General features: G+C 35.5%; 16 protein-coding genes, 1 tRNA gene and 1 riboswitch. Of the genes, 6 read left to right on the top strand and 11 right to left on the bottom strand.

Annotated features, from left to right (window positions below; genetic code table 11):
- Positions 1 to 215 precede the first annotated feature (215 nt).
- Positions 216 to 289, top strand: a tRNA-Ile gene (locus ACFOUY_RS16505).
- 249 nt (positions 290 to 538) lie between these two features.
- On the opposite strand, the gene ACFOUY_RS16510 is transcribed toward ACFOUY_RS16505, so the two are convergent.
- Positions 539 to 907 carry a response regulator transcription factor gene (locus ACFOUY_RS16510; RefSeq protein WP_378962285.1) on the bottom strand — a complete coding sequence of 123 codons (369 nt, stop codon included), beginning with the start codon at positions 905 to 907 and terminating at the stop codon, positions 539 to 541.
- A 502-nt stretch (positions 908 to 1,409) separates the two neighbouring features.
- Between ACFOUY_RS16510 and ACFOUY_RS16515 the strand changes: the two genes are divergently transcribed.
- The 3 genes from ACFOUY_RS16515 to ACFOUY_RS16525 are packed head-to-tail and all read left to right on the top strand — an operon-like array spanning position 1,410 to position 7,114.
- A complete protein-coding gene (locus ACFOUY_RS16515) occupies positions 1,410 to 2,492 on the top strand; it encodes an efflux RND transporter periplasmic adaptor subunit (protein WP_378962287.1) in 1,083 nt (360 codons plus the stop codon).
- 25 nt (positions 2,493 to 2,517) lie between these two features.
- On the top strand, positions 2,518 to 5,688 hold the full coding sequence (locus ACFOUY_RS16520) for an efflux RND transporter permease subunit (RefSeq protein ID WP_378962289.1): 3,171 nt from the start codon (positions 2,518 to 2,520) through the stop codon (positions 5,686 to 5,688).
- The gene (locus tag ACFOUY_RS16525) at positions 5,681 to 7,114 is read left to right on the top strand and encodes a TolC family protein (RefSeq protein ID WP_378962291.1); all 1,434 of its coding nucleotides are present in this window, start codon (positions 5,681 to 5,683) and stop codon (positions 7,112 to 7,114) included. The genes ACFOUY_RS16520 and ACFOUY_RS16525 overlap by 8 nt, the downstream gene beginning before the upstream one ends.
- A 158-nt stretch (positions 7,115 to 7,272) precedes the next feature.
- On the opposite strand, the gene ACFOUY_RS16530 is transcribed toward ACFOUY_RS16525, so the two are convergent.
- From ACFOUY_RS16530 to ACFOUY_RS16540, 3 genes are all read right to left on the bottom strand, one after another.
- Positions 7,273 to 7,461, bottom strand: a complete 189-nt coding sequence (locus ACFOUY_RS16530; protein ID WP_316758234.1) for a cold-shock protein — start codon at positions 7,459 to 7,461, stop codon at positions 7,273 to 7,275.
- A gap of 150 nt (positions 7,462 to 7,611) precedes the next feature.
- Positions 7,612 to 8,499 carry a polysaccharide lyase gene (locus ACFOUY_RS16535; RefSeq protein WP_378962293.1) on the bottom strand — a complete coding sequence of 296 codons (888 nt, stop codon included), beginning with the start codon at positions 8,497 to 8,499 and terminating at the stop codon, positions 7,612 to 7,614.
- Between the two features lie 417 nt (positions 8,500 to 8,916).
- Entirely contained in the window at positions 8,917 to 11,577 is a 2,661-nt protein-coding gene (locus ACFOUY_RS16540) for an alpha-L-rhamnosidase (RefSeq protein ID WP_378962295.1), read from the bottom strand.
- A gap of 244 nt (positions 11,578 to 11,821) precedes the next feature.
- Between ACFOUY_RS16540 and ACFOUY_RS16545 the strand changes: the two genes are divergently transcribed.
- Positions 11,822 to 13,906 (top strand): HRDC domain-containing protein, encoded by a 2,085-nt coding sequence (locus ACFOUY_RS16545; protein WP_378962297.1) that lies wholly within the window; start codon positions 11,822 to 11,824, stop codon positions 13,904 to 13,906.
- Between the two features lie 124 nt (positions 13,907 to 14,030).
- On the opposite strand, the gene ACFOUY_RS16550 is transcribed toward ACFOUY_RS16545, so the two are convergent.
- Both ACFOUY_RS16550 and ACFOUY_RS16555 read right to left on the bottom strand, forming a co-directional pair.
- Entirely contained in the window at positions 14,031 to 15,464 is a 1,434-nt protein-coding gene (locus tag ACFOUY_RS16550; RefSeq protein WP_378962299.1) for a SusD/RagB family nutrient-binding outer membrane lipoprotein, read from the bottom strand.
- 10 nt (positions 15,465 to 15,474) lie between these two features.
- The gene (locus ACFOUY_RS16555) at positions 15,475 to 18,642 is read right to left on the bottom strand and encodes a SusC/RagA family TonB-linked outer membrane protein (protein ID WP_378962301.1); all 3,168 of its coding nucleotides are present in this window, start codon (positions 18,640 to 18,642) and stop codon (positions 15,475 to 15,477) included.
- 320 nt (positions 18,643 to 18,962) lie between these two features.
- A riboswitch (SAM riboswitch) is annotated at positions 18,963 to 19,070 on the bottom strand.
- A 135-nt stretch (positions 19,071 to 19,205) separates the two neighbouring features.
- Between ACFOUY_RS16555 and ACFOUY_RS16560 the strand changes: the two genes are divergently transcribed.
- Complete coding sequence (locus tag ACFOUY_RS16560) at positions 19,206 to 20,489, top strand: peroxiredoxin family protein (protein WP_378962302.1); 1,284 nt, start codon at positions 19,206 to 19,208, stop codon at positions 20,487 to 20,489.
- A 59-nt stretch (positions 20,490 to 20,548) separates the two neighbouring features.
- On the opposite strand, the gene ACFOUY_RS16565 is transcribed toward ACFOUY_RS16560, so the two are convergent.
- The 5 genes from ACFOUY_RS16565 to ACFOUY_RS16585 all read right to left on the bottom strand — a co-directional run bounded on the left by ACFOUY_RS16565 (position 20,549) and on the right by ACFOUY_RS16585 (position 25,907).
- Positions 20,549 to 21,280 (bottom strand): GDSL-type esterase/lipase family protein, encoded by a 732-nt coding sequence (locus tag ACFOUY_RS16565; protein ID WP_378962303.1) that lies wholly within the window; start codon positions 21,278 to 21,280, stop codon positions 20,549 to 20,551.
- Positions 21,281 to 21,475: 195 nt separating this feature from the next.
- On the bottom strand, positions 21,476 to 21,754 hold the full coding sequence (locus tag ACFOUY_RS16570) for a DUF427 domain-containing protein (RefSeq protein WP_378962306.1): 279 nt from the start codon (positions 21,752 to 21,754) through the stop codon (positions 21,476 to 21,478).
- 314 nt (positions 21,755 to 22,068) lie between these two features.
- Positions 22,069 to 23,214, bottom strand: a complete 1,146-nt coding sequence (locus ACFOUY_RS16575; RefSeq protein WP_378962308.1) for an alpha-hydroxy acid oxidase — start codon at positions 23,212 to 23,214, stop codon at positions 22,069 to 22,071.
- 12 nt (positions 23,215 to 23,226) lie between these two features.
- Positions 23,227 to 24,612: an FGGY-family carbohydrate kinase gene (locus tag ACFOUY_RS16580; RefSeq protein WP_378962310.1), complete on the bottom strand. Its 1,386-nt coding sequence runs from the start codon at positions 24,610 to 24,612 to the stop codon at positions 23,227 to 23,229.
- An 11-nt stretch (positions 24,613 to 24,623) separates the two neighbouring features.
- Positions 24,624 to 25,907, bottom strand: a complete 1,284-nt coding sequence (locus tag ACFOUY_RS16585; protein ID WP_378962311.1) for a sugar isomerase — start codon at positions 25,905 to 25,907, stop codon at positions 24,624 to 24,626.
- Positions 25,908 to 26,120: the final 213 nt, after the last annotated feature.

A 26,120-nucleotide genomic window follows, 5' to 3' on the forward strand; every position in this document is an offset into this window, starting at 1 on the left:
ATAAAAACGATTCACACAAATAATTAGATATGCATTTCTATAAATTTTACATTAACGTTATCTATAATACACAAACAGCATTTTTGTTTTAAAAACTGGCAAATAACTGAAAATGAATTGGAAACAATTTATTTGAAATTTTAATTAAAAACTTTTTCCTAATCTGAATACAATTTAGTAACATTGCACTCGCAAAAAAGCAACAGCTTTTTTCCGGGCCTATAGCTCAGCTGGTTAGAGTAGAAGACTCATAATCTTTTGGTCCCTGGTTCGAGCCCAGGTGGGCCCACTTAGTTTAAACCCCTTTAAGTTATTCTTATAGGGGTTTTTTGTTGGGTTAACCGTCTTAAATCATGTTTTGTAATAGATGAAAGTCATTACGCGTAGGCTGTCCTTTCGAATAGATGTTGTTTTTATCCTGACGCACTTGAGCAGCTAAGAAAAGAAGACGCTAGAATAAAATATATTTTTAAGAATCGTTATAAACTTTAAGATATTTTAAAATTGAAACTAAGTTATAAGATTCTGTAATCCAAAGTTAAGAAGTTTGCTGTAGTAACTGATTTATTGTTAAGAGTAAATTAGCAGTTTCATAAGGTTTTCCTAGAATTGCATCAGCTTCACACTCCATTTCGCTTATTTCATCAAAAGATAATGCTGTTATTATTATTATAGGAATATGATTTGTATGAGGTCTTTCTTTTATATCATTACATATTATCCTTCCATCCTCATCTTCTAGCTTAATGTCGAGTATGATAAGGTCTGGCTTAAAACCACTTATTATCGAATCAATTGATTTGGCATTTTCACTACATTGAACGGTAAACCCTTCCTGCGATAAAAGCAAATTTAAGGCTTTTAAAAATAGTAAATTATCATCTACAATTAGAATTCTTTTACTCATAACATTAAATTTATACAGTTTGGTTTGCCTTTTCACAGTAACATTTCACTAAATTTATAGTTATGGTTATTCAATTATTCTGCCAGCTTTTAATTTTGAGGTTTAAAGTATATTAACCTGACAAAAAACATTTTTGGTTCACTCATTCCAATTAAGATTTATTGGAAAATCAATATTGCGAATACAAATAAAATCAGGTCTAGCGCAAGTAAGCTGAAATTAGTCCGCAACTGATCAATTAATTGCATTTTATCAAAATAAACTTTTTCTTAAAGTTAGTTGGTTCAAATTATTCTGTGCAAAAATAGTACTCCTCAAATATGAATTTCAACTTCATTATAACTTCATAAATCTGTAGTTATTTCGTACCAGTATTAAATCAATAGGGCATTTTAATTTATAGAAGTCAATTGTATCAACTTAAAGATACAATTCATCAACTAGATTGATTACCCTAGAAATTAGGAAGAAACAAATCAGATAAACTATTCAAAAAAACAAAATGAAGAGAAATGTCATGTACCTCGCTTTGAGTGCTTTGCTTTACGTAACAGGTTGTACATCCAAAAAAGAAGAAAAAGAAGAAGTAGCTACCTATGCGGTTACCACACCACTTAAAATAGATACTTCGTTTACCAAAGAGTATGTGTCCCAAATAAAATCTGTAAGAAACATCGAAATTCGCGGGCAGGAAAAAGGCTATCTACAAAATATTTATGTTGATGAAGGCCAGCATGTAAAAAAAGGGCAACTTTTATTCAAAATTATGCCTAAAATGCTTCAGGCTGAATTATTAAAAGCACAGGCAGAAACAAACTCAGCCGAAATTGAACTTCAAAACACAAAATTACTTACTGATAAAAACGTAGTTTCAAAAAATGAACTCGCAATGGCTAAAGCAAAATTGCAGGCCGCAAATGCCGAAACTTCGATGGCTAAAATGCATTTAGCATTTAGCGAAATCAGGGCTCCATTTGATGGTACAATCGACCGAATTCCTTTAAAACTTGGCAGTTTGGTAGATGAAGGTGCATTGTTAACCAGCCTTTCTGATAACAGTCAGGTCTTTGCTTACTTTAATGTTTCAGAGCCAGAATACCTTAATTATCAACAAACTGCAAAAGCTAAAGGTCAGCAAGAAGTTAGTTTACTGCTTGCAAATAATGAGCTATTAAAGTCGAAAGGAAAAGTAGAAGTTATCGAAAGTGAATTTGATAATGAAACAGGAAATATTGCTTTCAGAGCGAGATTTAACAACGGAGACAACTTACTTAGAAATGGTGAAACGGGCAAAATTCAAATGGTTGTGCCTTTGAAAAATGCTATTGTTATTCCCCAAAAGGCTACTTACGAGATTCAGGATAAAACCTATGTTTTTGTACTTGATAAAAATAACAAAGTGCATTCAAGAACTATTACTGTAGCAAGCGAATTACCTGATTTATATGTAATCAGCGATGGTTTATCTCTAACAGATAAGATATTACTGGAAGGCGTACAAAAGGTTAAAGACGATGATAAAATTGCCTTTAAATTTCAGCAGCCGCAAGAAGTTATCAAACAATTGAGATTGAAAACCGAATAATCTAAATCCCGCTAATACTTATTTTATGTTTAGTAAATTCATACAAAGGCCCGTCCTTTCTATAGTTATATCGCTTATAATTGTGTTTTTAGGTGTGTTAGCGATAAGCTACCTACCCGTAACGCAATTCCCTTCTATTTCCCCACCAAAAGTAAACATCACGGCAGAGTACCCTGGGGCAAATAATGAGTTATTAATTAAATCGGTCGTAATTCCGCTTGAACGTGCACTTAACGGTGTACCAGGAATGAAATATATTGCTTCTGATGCTGGTAATGATGGTGAAGCATCCATTCAGGTTGTATTTAATCTGGGTACCGACCCGAATCAGGCATCTTTAAACGTTCAAAATCGTGTAGCAGCTGTAACGAATAAACTTCCGCCTTTGGTTGTTCGCGAAGGTGTAAAAATTAGTCGCGAGGAGTCTAACATGTTAATGTATATCAACTTATATAGTAAAGACCCTAAGATGAACCAAAATTTCTTATACAACTTTGCTGATATCAACTTACTTTCTGAATTGAAAAGGATTGATGGTGTAGGTTTTGCAGATATTTTGGGCGATAGAGATTATGCCATGCGTATCTGGTTAAAACCAGATAGAATGCAGGCTTACAAAATTTCTGTTGATGAAGTGATGAAAGCACTTGATGAGCAAAGTTTAGAAGCATCGCCAGGTAAAACAGGCGAAAGTTCGGGTAAACGTTCTCAGGCATTCGAATATGTTTTAAAATATTCTGGTCGTTTTAATACAAAAGAAGGCTACGAAAACATTGTTTTAAGAGCAAATGCTAATGGCGAAATGCTGCGTTTAAAAGATGTTGCAGATGTTGACTTCAGCGCAGCGGCATATAACTTATATTCTACGTTAAACGGAAAATCATCGGCAGCAATCGTTCTAAAACAATCTTACGGCAGTAATGCAAGTCAGGTAATTAAGGATGTTAAGGCGAAAATGGCTGAAATTAAATCCAGTTCTTTCCCTAAAGGTTTAGATTACGAAGTAAGTTACGATGTTTCGAAATTCTTAGATGCATCTATAGAAAAAGTGATTCATACGCTTGTAGAAGCTTTTATTTTGGTAGGACTAGTGGTGTTCCTTTTCCTTGGCGATTGGCGTTCTACTGTAATTCCGGCTATTGCAGTACCCGTTTCCCTTATCGGAACATTTGTATTTATGTCCTTCTTCGGCATTACGCTAAATTTAATAACCTTATTTGCGTTGGTGCTTGCGATTGGTGTGGTTGTAGATGATGCAATTGTGGTAATTGAAGCGGTGCATGCTAAAATGGAAAACGACCGGAAGCTATCCGTCCTCAGGGCAACTCAAGAGGCGATGAAAGAAATCAGCGGAGCGATTATAGCGATTACATTCTTAATGGCTTCGGTATTTATTCCGGTAACTTTTATGTCTGGTCCGGTTGGTATTTTCTATCGTCAGTTTTCGATTACAATGGCTACAGCAATCATCCTTTCGGGTATTGTGGCACTAACACTTACGCCTGCCTTGTGCGCCATCATGTTAAAAAATAATCATGGACACGATAAAAAGAAAACTGTTGTAGATAAATTCCTAGACAGTTTTAACAGCGGTTTTGCAAAACTCTCTGGTAAATACGAAATTGTATTAACCAAAGTTGTTAGTCGCAGGTTATTAACTTTTTTAGTACTAATCGTTTTCTGTTTAGGCATTTGGGGCTTAAGTGGAAGTGTTCCATCAGGTTTTATTCCGAATGAAGATCAGGGTATGGTTTATGCCATTATTCAAACGCCTCCGGGTTCTACCTTAGAGCGTACAGACCAGATAGCAGAGAAACTTCAGAAAATGTGTGAAGATATTGATGGTGTAAAATCAGTTTCATCATTAGCAGGTTACGAAATTCTTACTGAAGGTACAGGTTCTAACTCTGGTACATGTTTAATTAACCTTAAAGATTGGGATGAACGTAAAAGCTCTGCTCAGGACATTATAAAAGAACTTGAAGAAAAATCGAAATCTATTCCGGGTGCAACAATAGAGTTTTTCCAACCACCAGCCGTTCCTGGTTACGGTGCTGCAGGTGGTTTCGAGCTTCGTTTATTGGATAAAGCTGGTAGCGGCGACTATAAAAAAATGGAAACCGTAGCTAACGATTTCGTAAGAGAACTGAACAAAAGAAAAGAGTTATCATCTGTATTTACATTCTACAGTGCAAGTTTTCCTCAATATATGTTAAATATTGATAATGATATTGCGCAACAAAAAGGTGTAACTATTGATAACGCAATGAACACACTTTCTACTTTTGTTGGTAGTAATTATGAAACCAGTTTTATAAAATACGACCGCCAATATAAGGTTATGGTTCAGGCTTTGCCACAATATAGAGCCTTGCCAGAAGACATTTTGAAATTATCTGTTAAAAACGATAAAGATGAAATGGTTCCGTTCTCTGCCTTCATGAAAATGGAGAAGGTTTATGGGCTTTCTGAAATTACCAGACATAATATGTATAACGCTGCAGAAATTAGCGGTCAATCGGCTCAGGGTTACAGCTCTGGCGAAGCAATCAATGCAATTACAGAAGTAGCAAAGAAAACATTGCCAAGAGGTTTTGGTATCGACTGGGCAGGTATTTCTAAAGATGAGGTATCAAGAGGTAATGAAGCTATTTACATTTTTCTAATTTGTTTAGGCTTCGTTTACCTTGTACTTGCAGCACAATATGAAAGTTTTATCCTACCATTATCGGTTATTCTTTCGCTGCCTGTAGGTATTTTTGGTGCATTCCTTTTCTTAAAACTGCTTGGTTTAGAGAATAACATTTATGCACAGGTTGCAATGGTTATGCTAATTGGTTTGCTAGGTAAAAACGCAGTACTGATTGTGGAATTTGCAACACAAAGGCACGCTCAAGGCGCAACAATACTCAAAGCAGCAATGGAAGGTGCAAGTGTACGTTTCCGCCCAATTTTAATGACTTCATTCGCCTTTATTGCTGGTTTAATTCCTTTAATGATAGCAAGTGGGCCTGGTAAAATTGGTAACAGAACCATTGGTTCGGCCGCAGCGGGTGGTATGCTTTTCGGTACTATTTTCGGGGTAATTATTATTCCAGGTTTATACTACGTATTTGGTTCTATAGCAGCCAGACATAAGCTGATTAAAATTGAAGAAGAACATCCGTTAACTGAAGAAATAGAAGATAATGTTTAGAAAAAATATTTACAAATACATTGGCTTAGTGTTAATAGGCGCAGCATATTCGGCATGTAAAGTACCGGAATTTGCCCAACGCAACGAAAATAAAAATGTACCTGTGAGTTTTAACAACTCGCAGGATAGCACAAATATAGCAAGCATAAAGTGGCGTAGCTTTTTTACCGACCCAAACCTGATTAACCTAATTGATACCGCATTAAAAAACAATCAGGAATTAAATGTAACATTACAAGAAATTGAGATTGCCAAGAACGATATCAGAGCTAAAAAGGGCGAACTTTTACCAAGTGTTGGTTATGGAGTTGGTGCAGGATTAGAGAAAGTTGGCCGTTATACGAGTTCTGGTGCAGGTGATGCTTCGACTGATATTACGCCTGGCAAAGAAGTGCCAGAGGTTTTGCCAGACTATAGATTTGGTTTACAGGCAAACTGGGAAGCTGATATTTGGCATAAATTAAGGAACTCTAAAAAAGCAGCAGTAACCCGCTATTTATCAACCGTTGAAGGCAAAAATTTTGTGGTTACTAATTTGGTTGCCGAAGTTGCTAATTCATATTATGAGTTATTGGCTTTAGATAATCAGTTTGATATCGTAAAGAAAAATATTGCTTTACAAAATAATGCGCTTGAATTGATGAAAGTTCAAAAACAGGCTATGCGTACCACAGAATTAGCGGTAAGAAAATTTGAAGCAGAGGTTTTAAGCTCTAAAAGCCTCGAATTTGAGATTCAGCAGAATATAACGGAAACCGAAAACAAGATTAATTTCTTATTAGGCCGTTATCCACAGCCTATCCCTAGAGATAAAAATAGTTTTACCGACCTTCTCTCTCCTACTATTCAAGCTGGTTTACCATCTCAATTATTAGCAAACCGCCCTGACATTAAACAAGCAGAACTTGATTTAGCTGCTGCGAAATTAGATGTAAAAGTGGCTAAAGCACAATTTTATCCGTCTTTAGGTATTTCTGCAACTATCGGTTATCAGGCTTTTAATCCATCTTATTTATTGAGAACACCAGAATCTTTAGCCTACTCATTAGCAGGAGATTTGGCTGGTCCATTAATCAATCGAAATGCGATAAAAGCAGAATATTTAACAGCTAATGCAAAACAATTACAAGCTGTATTCAATTACGAAAAAACTATTTTAAATGGTTATGTGGAAGTGGCTAATCAATTATCTAATATTACTAATCTTCAAAAAAGTTACGATTTAAAATCAAAACAAGTTTTAGCACTTACGCAATCGATAGATATTTCTAACGATTTATTTAAAGCGGCTAGAGCAGATTATTTCGAAGTTTTAATGACACAACGCGATGCTTTGCAATCGAAATTAGAATTAATTGAAACTAAAAAACAACAATTAAATGCAGTGGTAAATATTTATCATGCTTTAGGTGGTGGCTGGAATTAAAAAGTAAAATCGTTCCAAATTCATAAAACAGAAAAGCCTTTTAAGTTATCTTAAAAGGCTTTCTTATTTTGTTTGCTAAATAATTAGCTTCAATTTTCTTTTTTAAAGTACTCTAGTTTACTATTAAATAAAAGCAAATACTCGAAAGGAAAATCTGATTAGGCAAGTCTAACGTTTGTTGCTGTTGGACCTTTTTTACCTTGAGAAATTTCGAATTCTACTGTATCGTTTTCAGCGATTTCGTCTACTAATCCAGTTACGTGAACGAATACTTCTGAACCATTATCGATTGTTATAAATCCGAATCCTTTTTCCTTGTTGAAAAATTTTACTTTACCTTGTGCCATTCCTTAATAGATTTTTGTTTTTTAATTTTTCAACAAGATAGAATAAAAAAAAACATGATGCAAGTGCTACTAAAAAAGTTACTGTAGACATTTCATCGTATTTTCATTAATTAACCTCATAGAACAGTAGTGAACTATGAGGTTAATTATTTATTGTATTTTATTAACAACTAAATCATCAAAGTAAATGTAACTGGTTTGGCTTGAGCCCAAAACGGCAACATCCTTTCCTCCTCTAAAATTATGGAATGACAGTCTTTTAATTAACCTTTGCGCATCGTTAGTTGTCCAACGTATCGATTGATCTAAAACTGTAGTTCCATTAATTAATACCTGTACCCAACCATTCTTACTTGAACCAGTATTACTTTTAACATATAAATGAACGGTATAAGTATTGCCTTTTACCAAACTTCCTGTAGAAGGATAAGACTTACCAAAAGTATCACCACATGGTCCAGCCATATCTCTATGGTAGACATAAGGTTGAAAATAAACCCTAGAGCCACTATTATACCACATTAACCTCAAACTTCCTCCGTTTCCATCAGTAGCAATATCGCAACCTGTATTTCCTTCTCCAATAAGAAAGCCAAAACCTACTTTCCCACCCCTACTCCAATCGAATTGGCTATGGAAGCGAACTTTAAAAGTCGCTTCATAAGCAGAACCATCTGATAGATCTACTCCAGCAATTAATCCATTTGAAACTGAATTTGGAGCAAGTGTTGCTCTAGCCCAGTTTCCAGATATATAGGCTCTATCTTCGTTCCATCCTGTGAGTGCTGCCATACCAAAATCGGCACTAGCTTCGCTGTACGAGTATGAACCATCTGAATGCGTAAATTGGGTATTAATATTTGAAGGGAAAGCTTGTATAGCAGCAGTAGCCATACTTTTTTCAACAGAAAGTTTTTCGGTTGTTGGACTTGTAATACTTTCAATTTCTGTAGAATCTTTAGAGCAACCTGCAATGATTACCGAAAAAAAGAACATAGAAATACCACTTAATTTGAATAAATTAATTTTTTGACTCATTTTAATATTTAGTTAAGATTTAAATTTGGTTAGTTTTCAAATGCAATTTCAGGTACTCGACAATCTATTGCGAAAAAAAAAGTGCTTTCTGATTTGTAATCTGTTTTGGTTAGGGATATCTGATAATCCAAATTACACAAAACGTATTTTCAAAAAGACAGCGTTTACCTAAAATCTACCAAAATCTATGTCTAAAGACTTTTCTAACGATTGAAATAATTAAACAATTGCTATTTAAAACTGAGAAACATTAAGAAACTGGTTAAAAATGATTTATAGATTTTATAAAGGTGCGTGGAGACACGCATCTTGGCTATTGCCATGGAACGTGTCTCCACATTCTATAAAGTAATTGGAGTTGAATTTAAATAGTTTCTAAAATTTAACTTAATAAAACTGAAGGAATTTTAATGCAATTTATTTGATTTCGAACTCGTAACTACCTGCCGATATTTCAGTTTTGTTTTGAATTACTTTTCCATTTAGATAAACATTTTTACCAGCAACGCTTGGAATTTCCAGACTTGCAGTAGAGTTTGCCGGAACTTTAACACTATATTTAATAGCTTTTCCAATTCTTTTCCATGATGAAAAGATTGTACCATAAGGGCCTTCATGGCTTGCTGTAAAATGGTTTAATTCTTCAACAAAATGAGGCTGCAATAAAATATTTTTAAACCCGGGATGCTTTTCATCTATTTTGATACCGCCAATACCCTTAAAAAACCAGCCTCCAATTTCACCGAACATCATGTGGTTATCAGAAATATCTCTCTTTGCATCCAAATCCCAATTCTCGTGTAAAGTTGTAGCACCATTTGCAATCCACCAACCCCATCCCGGATATGTATCCTGTGCAGCAAGCTTATAAGCTGTTTCCGCTTGTCCATTATCACTCAAGGCATTTAAAACTGCTTTTGCACCTAACACTCCAACATCAATATGCATACCATGGGCTGCAACACGTTTAGCCAAATTTTCTGCAACCTTTTGCCTATACTCATCATCAACAATATTCCATTGCAAAGCCATACTTAACTCGGTTTGAACGCCAGTGCCATAAATACCAGTTGCTGCATTAAAAAACTTAGCATTAATTGCCTTTCTAATTTTTTCGGCCAACGCGTTATAAACTAAATAATCATTTTGATTACCAAACATCTTCGCGGCTTTTGCCAGGATATTTGCATCTACATAAAAATATACAGACGAGGTATATTCTAAATTAGATGTAGATTTAACAGGTACCCAATCACCACGACCAAAAGTTGTTAAGCCATCTTTACTTATGCTATTTACATAATTTACATATTGTTTTATGTTCTTATAATTATCGGCTAAAGCTTTATTATCACCATAGAACATATATATATTCCACGGAATTATCGCTATTGTACTCGTCCAATCTGTTCCATTAGCTGTTCCATAACCCCAACCACCAGTCGGAATAATATCTGGCAAAACACCATTTGGCTGTTGTTCATCACGATGATCGCCCATCCATTTTTCGTAAACAGTTATCCCATCAAAATTGTAAAGGCCAGTTTCAACAGCAAAATGCCCATCGCCTGTCCAGCCGTTTTTTTCGCGTTGCGGGCAATCTGTTGGAAAACCGTAAAGATTAGATAAATATGAGTTATTCGTTGCCCACCATATTTTATCTACTAGAGGATTTGAAGAAGATATTTTCCCTACAGCAGGCACATCACTGTGCATAAAATATCCGGTAAGGTTTTGCGCATCCAGTTTTAGTGGATTACTTGTCGTAACTTCAACATACCTAAAACCTTTATAATTAAAAAGCGGCATAAATTCTTCCTCTCCATCGCCATTTAGGATAAATATGTCGGTCTGAAAAGGATCTGTATTATCTTTCGGCCGATAGTAAACATCTATGTTTGATAAATCTGCACGACCGTTGGGATATAAACGCTCAGTATGTTTTAAATGGATAACAGTTCCCTTTGGCCCGGCAACCTTAATTTTAGAAACTCCGGCAATGTTTCTTCCTAAATCAAAAAGGTAAGTGGTATCATCAAATTTGCGAAAAGTTTTCACCTTTATTTCTTCTACATTGCGGATTGGATGCATGGTTTGCGAAACAATATTTTTTGAAGGCGTTGCCCTTAAATTAACACCTTTCCATTTTGAATCGTCAAAATCGACCTTATTCCATCCTTTTTGTTCTAAACGTGCATCATGGTGCTCTGCCGTGTAAATATTATTGGAAACTATTGGACTCAGACTCGTTTTCCAATCACCTCCAGAGGAAATAACTTCTGTTGTACCATCTGTATAAGTAATTCTTAAATCCAGACAAAACGCTGGTCTGGCCCGCCATGGAGCTTTATCGAAATTCCATACCGCTAAAGGCTGATGATTGTACCAACCATTTCCCAGTAAAACCCCAAGCGCATTTTGACCCTGCTGAAGGTTAGCTGTTACGTCATAGCTTACATATAAATTTCGTCTATCGAAACGGGTATACATCGGATCTAAACGGTGATTACCAACTTTTTTACCATTTAAATAAATCTCATACAAACCTGCAGCAACTATATATGCCCTGGCTGATTTAATTTGTTTTACTGTTTCAAAAACTTTTCTAAAATATGGAGCAGGCCGAGTATTGATATCATTTCTATCACTAATCCATGTTCCTTTCCAATTTTCCATTCCCATCAATCCGGTTTCAAAACTTGATATTGCAGCTTTGATGGGCTTATTGTTCTTATCCCACAACTCTATTTTCCAGAAATATTTGGTAAAAGGTAACAACGCTCTTCCTTTATAGGTTATTAAATTATCGCTGGAAGTAATTTTACCCGAATCCCATTGAATATTCTGTTTTGCTGAAAGTTGTAAAGAATCTGTACCGATTACAATACGATGAGCTAATTGGGAAGCTCCTTTTCTATCATCATCCATCATCCAGGATAACCTAGGATTTGGATTATCTATACCAATTGGCCTGATTAAATGTTCGCACTTTAAACCAGTTACTCCAATTGCAAAGGCGGTATTACTGAACAATATTATAAAAAATATATAAATAGCGTTAGTGTTAAATAAGTTCATATTTAAATAGTTTGCCAACATTAAATCGTTTTAGTAAAGTTAAATATCACACAATTTAAAAAATAATCCTACATCTGTAACATTAATATTTCTATTATAATCCAGATTTTAAACAATAAAGTTGAGCTTCAATTTATTAAACAACACTAAATACTAACATTGTTAGTAAGAATAAAAGAAAGGTTGTATTTTTGGGGTCAATTGCAGAGTTTTCCTCTGTATAGATTCGATAGATACCCAATTGATGCACGAACACCAGCTTATTCTTGATTTCTTAAAATCGACAAATCAATCTATTTTTCTTACCGGAAAAGCCGGAACTGGAAAAACAACCTTACTTCGACATATTAGAGAAACCACAAAAAAGAATTTTGCTGTTGTGGCGCCAACTGCTGTTGCTGCCATAAATGCCGGTGGTGTTACGCTTCACTCCTTCTTTCAAATCCCTTTTGGTCCGCTCATTCCAAACCCCGAAGCCGGCGAAGCCATAAAATATTCTGCAGAGAAAATTAAACTATTAAAGTGCCTCGAATTGCTTATAATCGATGAGATTAGTATGGTTAGGGCAGATATCTTAGATTTTATCGATAATGCGCTAAGAAAAACCAAAGCATCGCAGTTACCTTTTGGCGGCGTTCAGGTTTTAATGATTGGCGATCTATATCAGCTTTCGCCAATAGCTCATGATGCCTGGCATATTCTTAGAAATTATTATGCAAGTCCTTATTTTTTCGACAGTCTGGTTATCAAAGCAAATTCACTTACTACCTTTCAACTCGATAAAGTTTACCGACAATCTGACCCGGTGTTTCTCGATATTTTAAATGGAATAAGAGAAAACGCTATTGATGGTAATTTGCTAGCGAAATTGAATGAGAGATATGATTTGGAGATGAAGCAGATTAATAAAGAAGAGTATATCACTTTAACAACACACAATAATCTGGTTACTCAAATTAATCAGGAATATTTAGAAAAGCTTGAAGGGAAAACGCATTTTTTCAGCGCAAAAATTACCGGCGATTTCCCAAAAGATGCTTATCCGGTTGATGAAGTTTTGGAACTAAAAATCGGTGCAAGAGTGATGTTCATTAAAAATGATTCTTCTGGGAAAAAACTTTATTATAATGGAAAAGCTGCCGTTATAACCAAAATTAATGATGATGGTATTAAAGTTCGCTTTAATGATGAGCATACAGAATTAGATGTTAATCAGGAAGAATGGCAGAATATAAAATATAACCTAAACCCAACTGACAATAAAATTAACGAGGTTAATACGGGCAGTTTTGCTCAATATCCTTTTAAATTAGCTTGGGCAATTACGGTTCATAAAAGTCAGGGATTAACTTTTGATAAAGCAATTGTCGACGTAAGTTCTTCTTTTACGCATGGTCAGGCTTATGTGGCTTTAAGCCGTTGCAGAAGTTTAGATGGGTTAATTTTGAAATCGCCAATTAAGGCAGAAAATGTAATTACTGATGAAAAGGTCATCAAATTTACAAAGGATGCAGTGTTTACAAAACCAGATTCCATCGCATTAGAGAATGCAACGCAAGCTTACGAATGGAGCCTGATTCGCGATTTATTAGATTTTGAATCTATAAGAAAAAACTGGCTGATTTTAAAAAAATCGAGCTTTGGAAACAATCCTGGCAATACTGCTTTTCACGAAATTGTAGATAAAAGTTCTAAAACTTTAGAAGATGAAATTATAAATGTTGCAGCCCGATTTATCAAAAAAGAATTAACTGAAATTGTAAAAACAAAGCCTGTAAACGAAGAAAAAGAGTTTATTGAGCGTTTAACAAAAGCTTCTACTTATTTTATTCCAAAGTTAGAAACGGTACTCAGCGATATTGATAAATTTAACGAGCTAAACGTATATATCGACGAGCGTTCGGAAAAAATTTTAAACCGAATTACAGATTTATTAAATGAATTAACCATTAAGCTGGCATTATTTAAAATACAATGGAATGGCTTTACAGTTGATGAATACACAAGGATTTATCATCGGGCTGGAAGTAGATACGAACCTGTTCAAACAGGTAGAGCACCAAAAGTTATTATTCCGGTAAAAGAAATTGCAAACTTAAAACTTTACCAGGAACTTTCTGCTTTGCGAAAAAACATAAGCGAGAAGAGAAATGTAGCAGAACACAACGTACTTTCTGATGTCGCCTTGCAAGCCATTGCAGCCAAATTACCTAAAACAACAGAGCAACTTGCGGCTATAAAAGGTGTTGGAATTGGTAACGCAGTCGAAATTGGTAAAGAAATTTTAAAATCGGTAAATGGCTATCTTGGAACAAGTGAATTGTTTTAAGAAAAAAAATCATCGTCATTTCAACTGGAGAAAAGCAAAACAGAGAAATCTTTGAACAGTACCATACATAAGTTCAGTCAGATTCAAAGATTTCTCGGTTACGCTCGGACAGTTAAGAAATCAATTAAAAAGCATCAAACCAAAGTTTTGTTGTTAACAAATCCGCTCCCTGACTGCTAACTGCATTTTTATAGCTTTGGCCATTAAGCGATTGTTCTGTACCCGGATAAATAAACCGAACCGGAATTTGACCATTTAGTACCGTATTAACAGAAGCCGTTAACTGCGGATAATCTAATCTTCGTCTTTCTGCCCAAGCTTCTAAACCTTGTCCGAATAGTGCTAACCATTTTTGTTCGCCGATAGCTTTTTTATAATTCGCAGCATCGTATTGAACAGATGCTTGAGCAACATAACTATTTGCAACAGCATCAGAAACGTTGTATTGTTTCAACGATGCTTTAATCGCCTGCTGATACAAATCTGCTGCATTTTCGGTTGTAAATCCTCTTGCTGCTGCTTCTGCTCTATCAAAAAGCAATTCAGAATAGCTAAAAATTACCGCTGGTGCCTGCGGCGACAAAAAGTAAGCGCCAGGTTTTGACGTTTTTGCAAAACCTAAAATACTGGCTTCTGAGTTAGTTAAACCATTCGGAACACCAATATATTCTTCGGGTGTAGGCGTTTGTGTTTTACTTGCATAAATTGGAAGCCTTGGATCGTTAAGGGCAAAAAGTTTATCAACTATTGTTTTGCTTATGCGATAATCATCTCTGGTTTCGAATAGCGCACTAACTGGGTTTTGCTGTGGTGAAGTTAGGTAAATCAACTGTGCATTATCAGTATTATCACTGATAAAAGCGTCGCCGTCTGCCTTAATTTCATCCAAAACCTGCTTAGATTTTGCTGGTTCTTTATCGGCAATGCGTAAAGCAATTCTAAGTCTTAAAGAATTTGCCAGTTTTTTCCATCTATCGATATTTCCATTGTAAATTACATCACCCAGAATAGCTTTTGAAGCAGGATTTAAAGTCGATTTTGCAGTTTTTAAATCATCAAGTAAACCAAAGTAAACATCTTTCTGCTTATCGTAAGCTGGCGTTATATACTGGCTAATTTTACCAGCCTGCGAATAAGGTACATCGCCATAAGCGTCGGTTAGTAATAAGAAAACCCAAGAGCGTAAAACCAAGGCAACACCTTTGTAATTTGGATTTGCCTGTGCATCGCCCAATTCGATAATTTTATTAAAAGCAGTTATGCTTTGAGAGTAACCTGTAGACCAAAGCGAAGTAAAACTGCTGTTAGAATAGATAAATCTATCTTCTTCGGTATATTGAATTTTAGACCAATGCTGCACAAATAACGAACTTGAATTCATGGTATTGGTTGTACTCCAGTAAGCATCAGCGGTATTTTTTATCGCACCAGTTAGCAAGTAATCGGGTTGTGCATTTTCTGTTGCGTTTGGGTTGATGTTAACCTCATCCAATTCTTTGCTGCAGGATGAAACTGCCAATGTTAAAATTCCCAGAAGATATATTTTATAATTTTTCATATTCAGAAGATTAAAATTTGATATTAAGGTTAAGACCGTAGCTACGTGTAGTTGGATTTGAAAGACTTTCTAAACCTTGTCCGTTACCTGTGTTAAAGGCAACTTCGGGGTCTATATCTTCTACATTTCGGTGGATAATCCAAAGATTACGACCAACTAGCGATACAGAAGCACCTTGAAGACTAAGTGAACGAATCCATTTTGAAGGTAAATTATAGCTCAATTTAACTTCACGAAGTTTTACATAAGACGCATCGAAAATATTAGCCTCATCAATCGTACGGAAAGATTTGTAATATTGTTGGGCTGGTAATATCTTTTCATTGCGCTTTCCATCGGCAGTTACGCCATCGAAAATAATACCGTCATCATAAACCGTTACACCTGCAGGAGCCGTTCCAGTTAATTTAACTGTACCGTTTGCTTTTACATTACCTGGATAGTAGTAAGAAATACCGCCATATTCTGCCGATCTACCTGGAAGTGTAGAAGCAAGAACCCCAGTATAAGTACCTGTAGAGTAAGTGCCATTGTAAATAGAACCACCAAAACTTGCATCAATTAAAACGCCTAAACTAATGCCTTTGTAACTGAAAGTATTATAAATTCCACCAATCCAATCTGGTGTATATTTACCTAAAACACGTTTAGTTGGATCGGTTTGTGGTGCACCTGTTGCGTTAACCACAATGTTTCCGCCAGCATCTCTTAAATAAGCATTTCCAAAAAGTGTACCATAAGGTTGTCCAACTGCTGCAATTACCTGGGCAGAATTCGTAGCAATTACATAATTTTGTAGTAAACCAGCTTTATCTAATTCGATAACCTTACTTCTGTTTGCAGCATAGTTTACATCAATATCCCAGGTAAATTGTTTTTTAATCGGGGTTAATCCCAGCTGAACTTCTATACCTTTATTATTAATTTTACCTGCGTTTAAGAGTTTCGATCGGAAACCCGTTGATGGACTTACATCGACACTTAAAATCTGATCGTAACTATTGGTATTGTATAAGCTTAAATCTAAACGAACTCTTTTATTAAATAATGTTGCCTCGGCACCAAGTTCTGTTGAAGTTGTCGTTTCAGGTTTTAAATCTGGATTTAAATCTGTTGCAGATGTGGTAAGCTGTGGGCTTGAGCCAAATGGTGCGCCAAAAACATAGGTGTTAACAGAACGATACGGATCTGCATCTTTACCAACCTTAGACCAACCACCACGGATTTTTGCATAATCTAGTACTTCGCTTTTAATATCCAACGCTTCTGTTAAAATAAAACTTCCATTAAAAGATGGATAGAAATAAGACCGATTTTGAGCTGGCAATGTCGAAGACCAATCGTTACGAGCCGTTATGTTGCCATATAAATAATTTCTAAAACCAATTTGTGCCGAAGCATAAACGCTATACGATTTAAGTTTACTGTAATTATTTGATGATATAAGTGGGTCTCTAGAATTGCTTAGCGAATATAAATTTGCTACTGCAAGTCTTGGTGCACTTTGGTCGTTTTGCTCTATGTAGCGGGAACGGATATTGCTCCCCGCTAAAGCTTCCAAGCTAAAATCGCTGTTTAATTGTTTGTTAAAATTTAAGGTTGCATCGGTATTATTTTCGCTAACGGTAAATGCACTTTCCGTGTAAGAACCGAATGGAGTTCCATTTGTACCATAGGCAATTTTTATCTTACGGCGGTCGTTGTAATAATCTGTACCAGAGCGGAAATTGAATTCTAATCCATCAATAATCTTGTAATTTAAACCCAAACTCCCGATAATACGTCCACGTTTTTGCGAAACCGTGTTTTCATAAGCTACCCAATATGGATTACTGTAATAACTGTTATTCCAATTAAATGTGTTGCCGTTTTCATCGCGATAGTTTTTTAACTGATTGATATCAACCTGGCGACCAAACCAGGTAAACTGTAACATGGTACTTGTAGACCTTGAACCACCAGTACCCGGAAGGTTATCAGAATTTAATTTACTGTAATTTGCATTAGCTGTAACACTGAGTTTTGGAGTTACCCTTAAAGTTGTATTTAGTGAAAACGTATTTTTATCCTGGCCAGAGTTTGGAATTATACCACCTTGCTGTAAATTGTTATAAGATAATCTGTAGTCAAATTTTTCAGAAGCATCAGCTATCGCGATACCATTACTTAATGAATATCCCGTCTGGAAGAAATCACGAACATTATCCGGATTTGCAACAAATGGAACTGCAACACCTTTAGAAAAAAACTGAGGAATCAATCTGCCGTCTAATTTCGGACCCCAACTTTCATCAACACCATCATTAATGCCACCACCTTTACCATCAACATAGCTAAATTTTCCTTCAGAGCCTTGTCCGAAAGCGTTTTGGTAAACAGGAAGCGTTAACAAGCTCTCTGCAACAATATTCGAATTAAGTGTTATACCTAAACCTTTTTTGTTTTTCCCGGTTTTGGTTTTAATGATAATTACACCAGCCGCAGCTCTAGAGCCGTACAATGCCGCTGCATTTGGCCCTTTCAATACACTTATGGATTCAATGTTATCTGCATTAATATCTGAAATTGTATTCGCATAATCTCTCGCACCGCCAGAATTTAACTGAGAGTTATCTACAGGAATTCCATCGACCACGAAAAGCGGCTGATTATTACCAGAAATTGATGTTTCGCCACGAATTACAATTCTTGATGAACCCATATCGCCCTGACTGTTAGTAACCCTTACCCCTGCAATTTTACCTGCAAGCGCATTTACCAGGTTAGCTTCTTTAGCTTCTGCCAAATCTTGCCCCTTAAGTTCCTGAACAGCATATCCTAAAGATTTCTTTTGTCTGGAAATACCTAAAGCAGTTACAACAACCTCATCTAAAGCATTTTCGCTAGATTGAAGCGTAATCGTTATTGGTCCTGCACTTTTATTTATTTGAACTTCTTGTGTTTTAAAGCCAATAAAAGATACAATTAACGTTCCTTTATCGGGAGCACTAATAGAAAATGCACCTTTTGCATCTGTGGCAACAACTTGTTTAGTTTCTTTAAGTAAAATTGAAGCGCCAGGAATACTTTCTCCATTAGCTTCTTTAACGGTTCCGGTAATAACAGTATTTTGCGCCAATAATTTCTGCCCTGTAAAAAGCAAAAATACAATCAACGGTAGTTTTAAATTTTTAAACATATTCTTTTAATTAATGATGAGTTATTGTGGTAATAATTGGACACAGCAATTCCAGTACAGCTAAAACTGTATTATCTGTGTTTTAAAAAAATTGAATTGATTAACTAAAAGCCTGCTAAAAGCTAAATAGCTTTAACAGGACTTACACATTCGGAAGAACCCGATGTGCTGAACTAAAGTGTGATTTTTGAATTTTCGCTCGTCTGTTTTTTTCATTTGAATGGATTTTAATTAATATTACTTATCAAAATAGCGGGCAAAAAAAAAGCACCTCATAAATCAGAAGTGCCCCACATATATTGATATGGTATATCGCAACTGACTTAACTACCCGACATTCTTGCCGGATGGAATTAGCACCATTTCCGTTTTAAAGGATGGTTGCTAAGGCTTCACAGGGCCATTCCCTCCGCCTTTCTTGATAAGTATTTTAAAATAACTGCCGCAAAGATATAATTAATAATATATACTCTATAGTTTTTATAGATATTTTTAAAAATATTTTTTCTTTGGGAATATGCACCTTATATTTGTCGACTAATTTAGTAGATAAAAACATCCCAATGCGCATAAAATCCCTTTACATACCTATTACAATAGCTTTAAGTATTCCTATACTTGGCTATTCACAAGTGCAAAACTCAGAATCTATCGTTCATGCAAGTACAAAATCTGATACAAAAGAGAAACATATTTCATTTGCTCCAAATGGTTATTGGCGAGGGATATTTAAAATTAAACCTGAGTTAGAAATTCCTTTTAATTTTGAGATAAAAGATAAAGAAGGTGTTAAAAAACTTTATTTCCGCAATGCTGAAGAAAGTTTTGAAGCTGGTGAAGTTAGGCAAACAGCAGATTCTATTTTTGTAAAAATAGACCAGTTTGATAATGAACTTGCATTCGGTATTAACGGCAACACGCTTAACGGCAATTTAAGAAAGCAAAACGGCTCTGGCAGAGCTACCCAAATTTCTGCTGAAAGAAAAGATTACCGCTTCGAGCCAAATGGCAAAGCTGCAGCTGCAGATTATTCTGGTAGTTATGATGTTGTTTTTAAATCACCGGATGGCAAAGAAGAAAAAACCGTTGGTTTGTTTAAGCAAAAAGGCAATAAAATTAGTGGCACTTTTTTACGCATAACCGGCGATTCTCGTTACCTAGAAGGAATTGTTGAAGGCAACGAATTTCAACTTTCTGGCTTTATTGGCTCCACTCCTTCTTATTACAAAGGAAAATTTGAATCTGATGGAAAATTAACTGGCGAAATTTTAAGTGCAAGAGGAAGTCAGCCGTTTACTGGTGTAAAAAATAATAATGCAGCGCTTCCCGATGCATATAAACTTACCTATTTAAAAGATGGTTATAAAACCTTAGATTTTTCTTTACCAGATGTAAACGGAAAGAAAATTTCATTGAAAGATGATAAGTATAAAAATAAAGTTGTGGTATTAACCATAACAGGGAGTTGGTGCCCAAATTGCATTGATGAGGCAACCTTTATTGCGCCCTGGCATAAGGAAAATAAAAAACGTGGTGTAGAAGTGATTGCTTTACATTATGAACGCCAAACCGATGCCGCTTATGTAAAAAAAGCACTAACTAATTTTAGAAATCGTTTTGGAATTGAATACGACCAGGTAATTGCTGGAAAAGCTGATAAACAAGCCGTTGCCGAATCACTACCTGCTTTAAATTCATTCTTATCTTTCCCAACAACTATTTTTATTGATAAAAATGGCGACGTTTCGAAGATTCATACAGGTTATAACGGCCCTGCAACTGGGAAATTTTACGATGAATTTGTTAAGGAGTTTAACAGCGAAATAGATGATCTGTTAAAAAAATAAAGTTATTCTCCATAATAGCCTTACTTTTTAAACAACTCGTCGTTGACGGTATAGCTTATTTATTTTGCCAATCTAATTCCTTCAATTATTGCCTTTTCAAAACTGACCCATTTTGCATAACCCTTATCATTCAAATGAACGCCATCATTAGTCAGCTCTTGTGGCAATTCTCCGTTATCATCTTTAAAATGGGCATGAAAATCAATAACCTTATAGTAGCCCTTACGCTCATTTTTTTTAATAATTGTGTTCACCAAAATGATATCGGCTTTCAAATACTGTCTTCTGATCGGTAAAATTGTCCGAACAAAGATTTTGGTGTCTGGCGAACCACGATGAATTTTTCTTGCAATTTTCAGTATATTCTTTGCTACATAAGCTGGCGAACTGACAGTTTTATCATAAACCAGCGCCGGATTATCCTCCAGATGATGCAGGCTGAATAGATCATTAATGCCGATTAGAATAAAAACAGCCTTAGGTTTGAAATAAATAATTTCACCTAAACGCTTCAATAAACCATCTGTAAGGTCTCCTGCAATTCCCCGGTTACGAATATGAGCTATCCCGAATTTACTCGTCCAGTCAGCTCCAGCCTCTGTGATGCTGTTGCCAAGAAATACAATCTCCCCAAATCTTAAAGGTTCTGCTTTGAATGCCAGAATTCTTTTTGGGTAGTACCGCTGAGTCCAATTGTTATGGTAACGAGATACAATTTCTCCTTTTGGATATATTTTTTCAGTCTCCGCATTCAGTGTATCCTTAACCTGCCCAAAACCTTTGCAGCTCATAAGTATAATGACTAAACTAATATATATACCCTTCATAATTTATTGCAAATATTTGAAATTAGTGGTGATTACTAAATCTTTCTCATTATTAAAAAAAAGGTAGAACTTTAATATCATCTTTTAAAATTTACCAGAATTTAATGAAATTTAACCTTGCTGAAAATTGTCAGATAATTAAAATTATTGAAGCATATATTATTGAATTTTCACCCCTTTCCAAAATGCAATGTAATCTTTTATCTCTTTTGCAGCATCTTTTGGATTTGGGTAGCACCAGGCAGCATCCTCATTTTTTTGACCATCCACTAATAATGTATAGTAAGATGCCTGCCCTTTCCAATGGCATGTGGTGTGTTTGTCTGACTCTTGAAAATACTGTTTATTTAGGGACGATGCTGGAAAATAATGATTGTTTTCAATTAAAATTGTTTCATTACTTTCTGCTAAAGTTTGATTGTTCCAAATTGCTTTCATAATTATAATTCTTTTTAAAGCTAACCGTTAAACTTGTAATTTGTTTTGGTGGTTATTGCCAGCACATTTCATTAGACACCATTTATAGATTGGATGCCAATCAGCATTTACAATGAGAACAAATAGTAAAAATTAATGTTCTATGCCATTTACTAAAATAAAGAATGGAGTACCATCCTAAATCGTCTTTCCTAAAACCAAATTTTAATGGCCTTCGATTCTATTAAGGCGACTAACAATGGCATCAAATAATTCTAAAAAGCCCCCCCATTTTATTTCTGCTTTGTATTGACCTAGCTCAAAAAGTATTTTAATTAAGAAAGATGCTTTGATAAATCTTCCACTCTTTCGCAGCCAACCTGATCCATTACTTGTTTAAGCTGTGTTTTCAACATTCCGATAGTATGCTCACCGCCTTCACTTCCTAAAGCGCCAACGCCATACATAAAAGTTCTACCTAAAAAAGTAAAATCAGCGCCTGCAGCTAAACTACGGGCAACATCAGGACCAGAACGAATTCCGCTATCCATCATTACCGTTAGTTTATCTTTATATTTTGGTGCAATTTGAATTAAAGGTTTTATCGAAGATTGCCCTGCATCAAGTTGTCTTCCGCCATGATTTGATACAATAATTCCATCCAAACCTAAATTTACAGCCAGTTGCGCATCTTCATCAGTTGCAACACCTTTTAAAACCAATTTGCCTTTCCATTTATCGCGAATTGCAGAAATTCTGTCTGCATTTAATCTACCAGAAAAAGTTTTGTTCATATAAAGACCAAGCTGTTTCATATTTAAACCTTTTGGCATGTAAGGTTTCATGGTCTCGAAAGCAGGTTGACCATGAAATAGAGTTCTAAGTGCCCACTCTGGTCTGCCCATAATTTGCAGCATATTTCTTACCGACATTTTTGGCGGCATCGCCAAACCATTACGAATATCCCGCGGACGGAAACCAAAACTCGGTACATCAGCAAGAATTACTAACACCTTACAACCAGCAGCTTCGGCACGGTCGATGATATCATCTTTAATTACACTTTCTGCCGGATGATACAATTGATACCAGGCATTGCCTTCGGTAATTTCCATTATTCTTTCTATTGATGAAGTACTTACAGTACTCAAAATAAAAGGAATATTATGTTGAAAAGCAGCTTTAGCTAAAATCTCGGGTGCATTTGGCCAAATTAAACCTTGTAAACCTACTGGCGCAATACCAAATGGCGCATCGTAAGTATGCCCGAAAAGACTGGTTTTTAAAGACGCTTCCTTAAAATCTCTAATGTAAAATGGCAGAAGTTCTAGAGCCCTGATGTCTTCGGTATTGCGAAAAAGGTTTACATCTTCATTACATCCACCGTCCAAGTATTCGAAAGCAAATCTTGGTATTTTTGATTTAGCTTTATTTCTTAAATCATCTATTGATGGATAGTCAGAATTATATTTCCAGCTCATTGTATTATATTTTTAGAATTGCAGACTGCGTTGTATAGCAGAATAATATTTTAATTGAATGATATCACTTGGCGGTGGATTTGGATTCCAGGCATCGTGGATTGCCAATGCTGTACCAATTGCAGTTGCCTGTGAAACAGATGAAGCGTAAACTTCAATATCAGGTATTGAAGTTGCCAGCAAATGCATGTAAATCGCATTTTTACCAAAACCACCATCAACAAATATTCGTTTTACACCTTGATTTAAAACCAGTTTTAAGGAATAAATCTGTTGTTTTACTAAATCGAAAATTAGCTGATGATAAGCCTCTTCTGCGGTTTGAAAAATACTTAAATCTCTTTCGGTAAAAGCAGACTTCTCTGAGAATTCAGTTTGCAGAATTTGATTTTCAGGGATTTTATTCGCCAATTTCAAAATCATCCCCGGATTAAACTGCAGATGTTTAAACAAATATGCAGCCCGATCAAAATGTTCGGCAATGCGTTTAAGTTGAACTTCGTGCTCATATCCTGCAAAAATTCTCGAAGCTTTTACCGCTTTCCCTTTAAAATGCATATAACAAAGACAATCTTGCTTTAGTTCATCTTCAGTTAAAACATCTTGATTAAAAGGGTTTAAACTAATACACCAGGTTCCGGTAGAAAGCAAAATAAATGGAACTGAGAAATTGGCTAAATAAGGAATTAAAGCCGCCGAACTATCATGTAAACCAACACCAACCTCAAAATTTTTACCTTCAAATTTGGTTTCTATTACAGAATCAGCTGGCGTAAATGTTCCAAATTTCTCTTGTAATCCTTCCGCCAAAACCCAATCGTGATATTCGTTTTTACCGAAATTCCAAAGTTGCGTATGGCAACCGATACTCGTTATATCTGCAACAGCTTTGCCAGAAATTAAATAACTTAAATATTGAGGCAAGTGCAATGCATATTTTACTTTAGCAAAAATTTCAGGCTTTTCTTTTTTAAGGCGATACAATTGCATTCCCGAATTAAGGCTACCCAAAATTGGCGATGCTGTTTCTAACGAAATTTTGGCTTCCCCTCCGTATTTTGCATAAAACTCGACTTTTAAAGCTTCAGGATATTCCTTTAAATAATTATAAAGTGGCGTTAACGGTTCTCCTTTTTCATCAAGATAAACAAAACTTGCGCCATAAGTAGAAAAGTTAACGGCCTTAATATCGTATTCCTTTAACTGTAAAACCTGATGTAAAGAATCGAAAACAGATGAACGCAGACTTTCGAGATTTTCACAAACTTCACCATCTTCATCTTTTGTTTCTACAAAACGAGCCGAACGCTCATAAACGATGTTGTAATTTTCATCAATTAGAAACAATTTTTTGTTCGTTTTACCTACATCAAATATTGCTGCAACGGTTTTTGGCATCTTATTTTCCCCTATAATCCTGTTGCAACTGTTCCTAAACCACGATATTTAACCAAATTTTGGCGAACGTTAAGCTCTCTGTACAAACCAATTGGCGATAAAGATGCACCAGCTCTTAATCTTGCTTCAGCAACTAACGCTCTTAAATCGCTACGGAAAGTGTTTTGAAGAATTTCTTGTGCCGAAGCAACATCGTTATTATCCTGAGCTGCATTTAAAGCTTTTCTATCAACTAATAAAGCTTGTGTGTAAGCAATCATAATCGCTTCTACTGACTGTAATAAATCTTCTAATGGGTCTTTCACATTGTGTGAAGCATCTATCATCCAACCTAAATCTTTTGCATGGTTCATGCCTTTAGCATCCATACCTTCAACCAGCTCGTTAAAAATTAAGAACAATTGATAAGGTTTGATACTTCCAGCTGTTAAATCATCATCACCATATTTAGAATCGTTAAAGTGGAAACCACCCAATTTACCTTCCATTAATAGTAGAGCAACAATTTGTTCGATATTTGCATTTGGTAAATGGTGACCTAAATCTACCAGCGTATAAGCTTTTTTACCCAATTTGCTTGCATAAAGTAACGATTGACCCCAATCTCCCACTGTTGTCGAATAAAAATTTGGTTCGAAAGCTTTATACTCAACAAACATTTTCCAGTCTTCGGGCAAAGCCGAATAAATTTCTTGCAAACTCTCTAAAGTATTTTCAAAAGCCTTACGAAAATTTAACTGTCCCGGAAAGCAAGAACCATCTGCAAGCCAAACCGTTAAAGCATTTGAACCTAAAGCAACACCTTGTTTAATAACTTCGATATTATGTTCAATTGCTTGTTTACGAATGGCTTTGTTTACATTTTGAAGTGAGCCAAACTTATAACTATGTGCCGAACCTGCCTGGTCTTGAAAAGTATTCGAGTTCATGGCATCAAACGTTAAACCATAGCTACTTGCCAGGCTTTTTAAAGCTTCTGCATTTGTTGGGATATCCCAAGGAATGTGTAACGAAATTGCACCACTTGCACCGTTTAAAGCATGAAGTAAACCTACATCTTCAATTTTCTCTTCAATGGTTCGAGGCTCGCCACCTGTAATAGCAAAACGGCCGAAACGCGTTCCGCCAGTACCTAAAGCCCAACTTGGAATGGCAATTTGGAAATCGACAAGTTTTTGAATTATGCTTTCTAAATCAACGTGCGACCACTCTTCTTTTAAAAAATTAAGCTTACGCTGATGCGAAGTTGAAAGGGAATCGTTGTATTTTTCTATCTGGTTCTGCTCGATATTCATTAGTATTCGGTTAAAACAATTTGTATAAATACAAATTGCAGTTAGGTAATCTATTCTTTTTGTTTTGAAAGTTATTTCGGCCCGCAATGAGCAGCGGGCCGCTGAAACAACTTACTAAAACTACTTTTAAAATTTTAATATTTCCGTCTGTGAGGACACAGACCGAGGGAATTATATCTACCATGGTCTGTGTGACAGACCATCTATGACCTA

This window comes from Pedobacter jamesrossensis (assembly GCF_042650905.1).
In the GTDB taxonomy this organism is placed as follows: domain Bacteria; phylum Bacteroidota; class Bacteroidia; order Sphingobacteriales; family Sphingobacteriaceae; genus Pedobacter; species Pedobacter jamesrossensis.

Bases quoted from the DNA above. Each gene is read 5' to 3' on its own strand.
- ACFOUY_RS16565 (WP_378962303.1), bottom strand. From the start codon at position 21,280: ATGAGCTGCAAAGGTTTTGGGCAGGTTAAGGATACACTGAATGCGGAG.
- ACFOUY_RS16540 (WP_378962295.1), bottom strand. From the start codon at position 11,577: ATGAACTTATTTAACACTAACGCTATTTATATATTTTTTATAATATTG.
- ACFOUY_RS16510 (WP_378962285.1), bottom strand. From the start codon at position 907: ATGAGTAAAAGAATTCTAATTGTAGATGATAATTTACTATTTTTAAAA.
- ACFOUY_RS16555 (WP_378962301.1), bottom strand. From the start codon at position 18,642: ATGTTTAAAAATTTAAAACTACCGTTGATTGTATTTTTGCTTTTTACA.
- ACFOUY_RS16560 (WP_378962302.1), top strand. From the start codon at position 19,206: ATGCGCATAAAATCCCTTTACATACCTATTACAATAGCTTTAAGTATT.
- ACFOUY_RS16520 (WP_378962289.1), top strand. From the start codon at position 2,518: ATGTTTAGTAAATTCATACAAAGGCCCGTCCTTTCTATAGTTATATCG.
- ACFOUY_RS16515 (WP_378962287.1), top strand. From the start codon at position 1,410: ATGAAGAGAAATGTCATGTACCTCGCTTTGAGTGCTTTGCTTTACGTA.
- ACFOUY_RS16585 (WP_378962311.1), bottom strand. From the start codon at position 25,907: ATGAATATCGAGCAGAACCAGATAGAAAAATACAACGATTCCCTTTCA.
- ACFOUY_RS16550 (WP_378962299.1), bottom strand. From the start codon at position 15,464: ATGAAAAATTATAAAATATATCTTCTGGGAATTTTAACATTGGCAGTT.
- ACFOUY_RS16545 (WP_378962297.1), top strand. From the start codon at position 11,822: ATGCACGAACACCAGCTTATTCTTGATTTCTTAAAATCGACAAATCAA.
- ACFOUY_RS16580 (WP_378962310.1), bottom strand. From the start codon at position 24,612: ATGCCAAAAACCGTTGCAGCAATATTTGATGTAGGTAAAACGAACAAA.
- ACFOUY_RS16570 (WP_378962306.1), bottom strand. From the start codon at position 21,754: ATGAAAGCAATTTGGAACAATCAAACTTTAGCAGAAAGTAATGAAACA.
- ACFOUY_RS16530 (WP_316758234.1), bottom strand. From the start codon at position 7,461: ATGGCACAAGGTAAAGTAAAATTTTTCAACAAGGAAAAAGGATTCGGA.
- ACFOUY_RS16535 (WP_378962293.1), bottom strand. From the start codon at position 8,499: ATGAGTCAAAAAATTAATTTATTCAAATTAAGTGGTATTTCTATGTTC.
- ACFOUY_RS16575 (WP_378962308.1), bottom strand. From the start codon at position 23,214: ATGAGCTGGAAATATAATTCTGACTATCCATCAATAGATGATTTAAGA.
- ACFOUY_RS16525 (WP_378962291.1), top strand. From the start codon at position 5,681: ATGTTTAGAAAAAATATTTACAAATACATTGGCTTAGTGTTAATAGGC.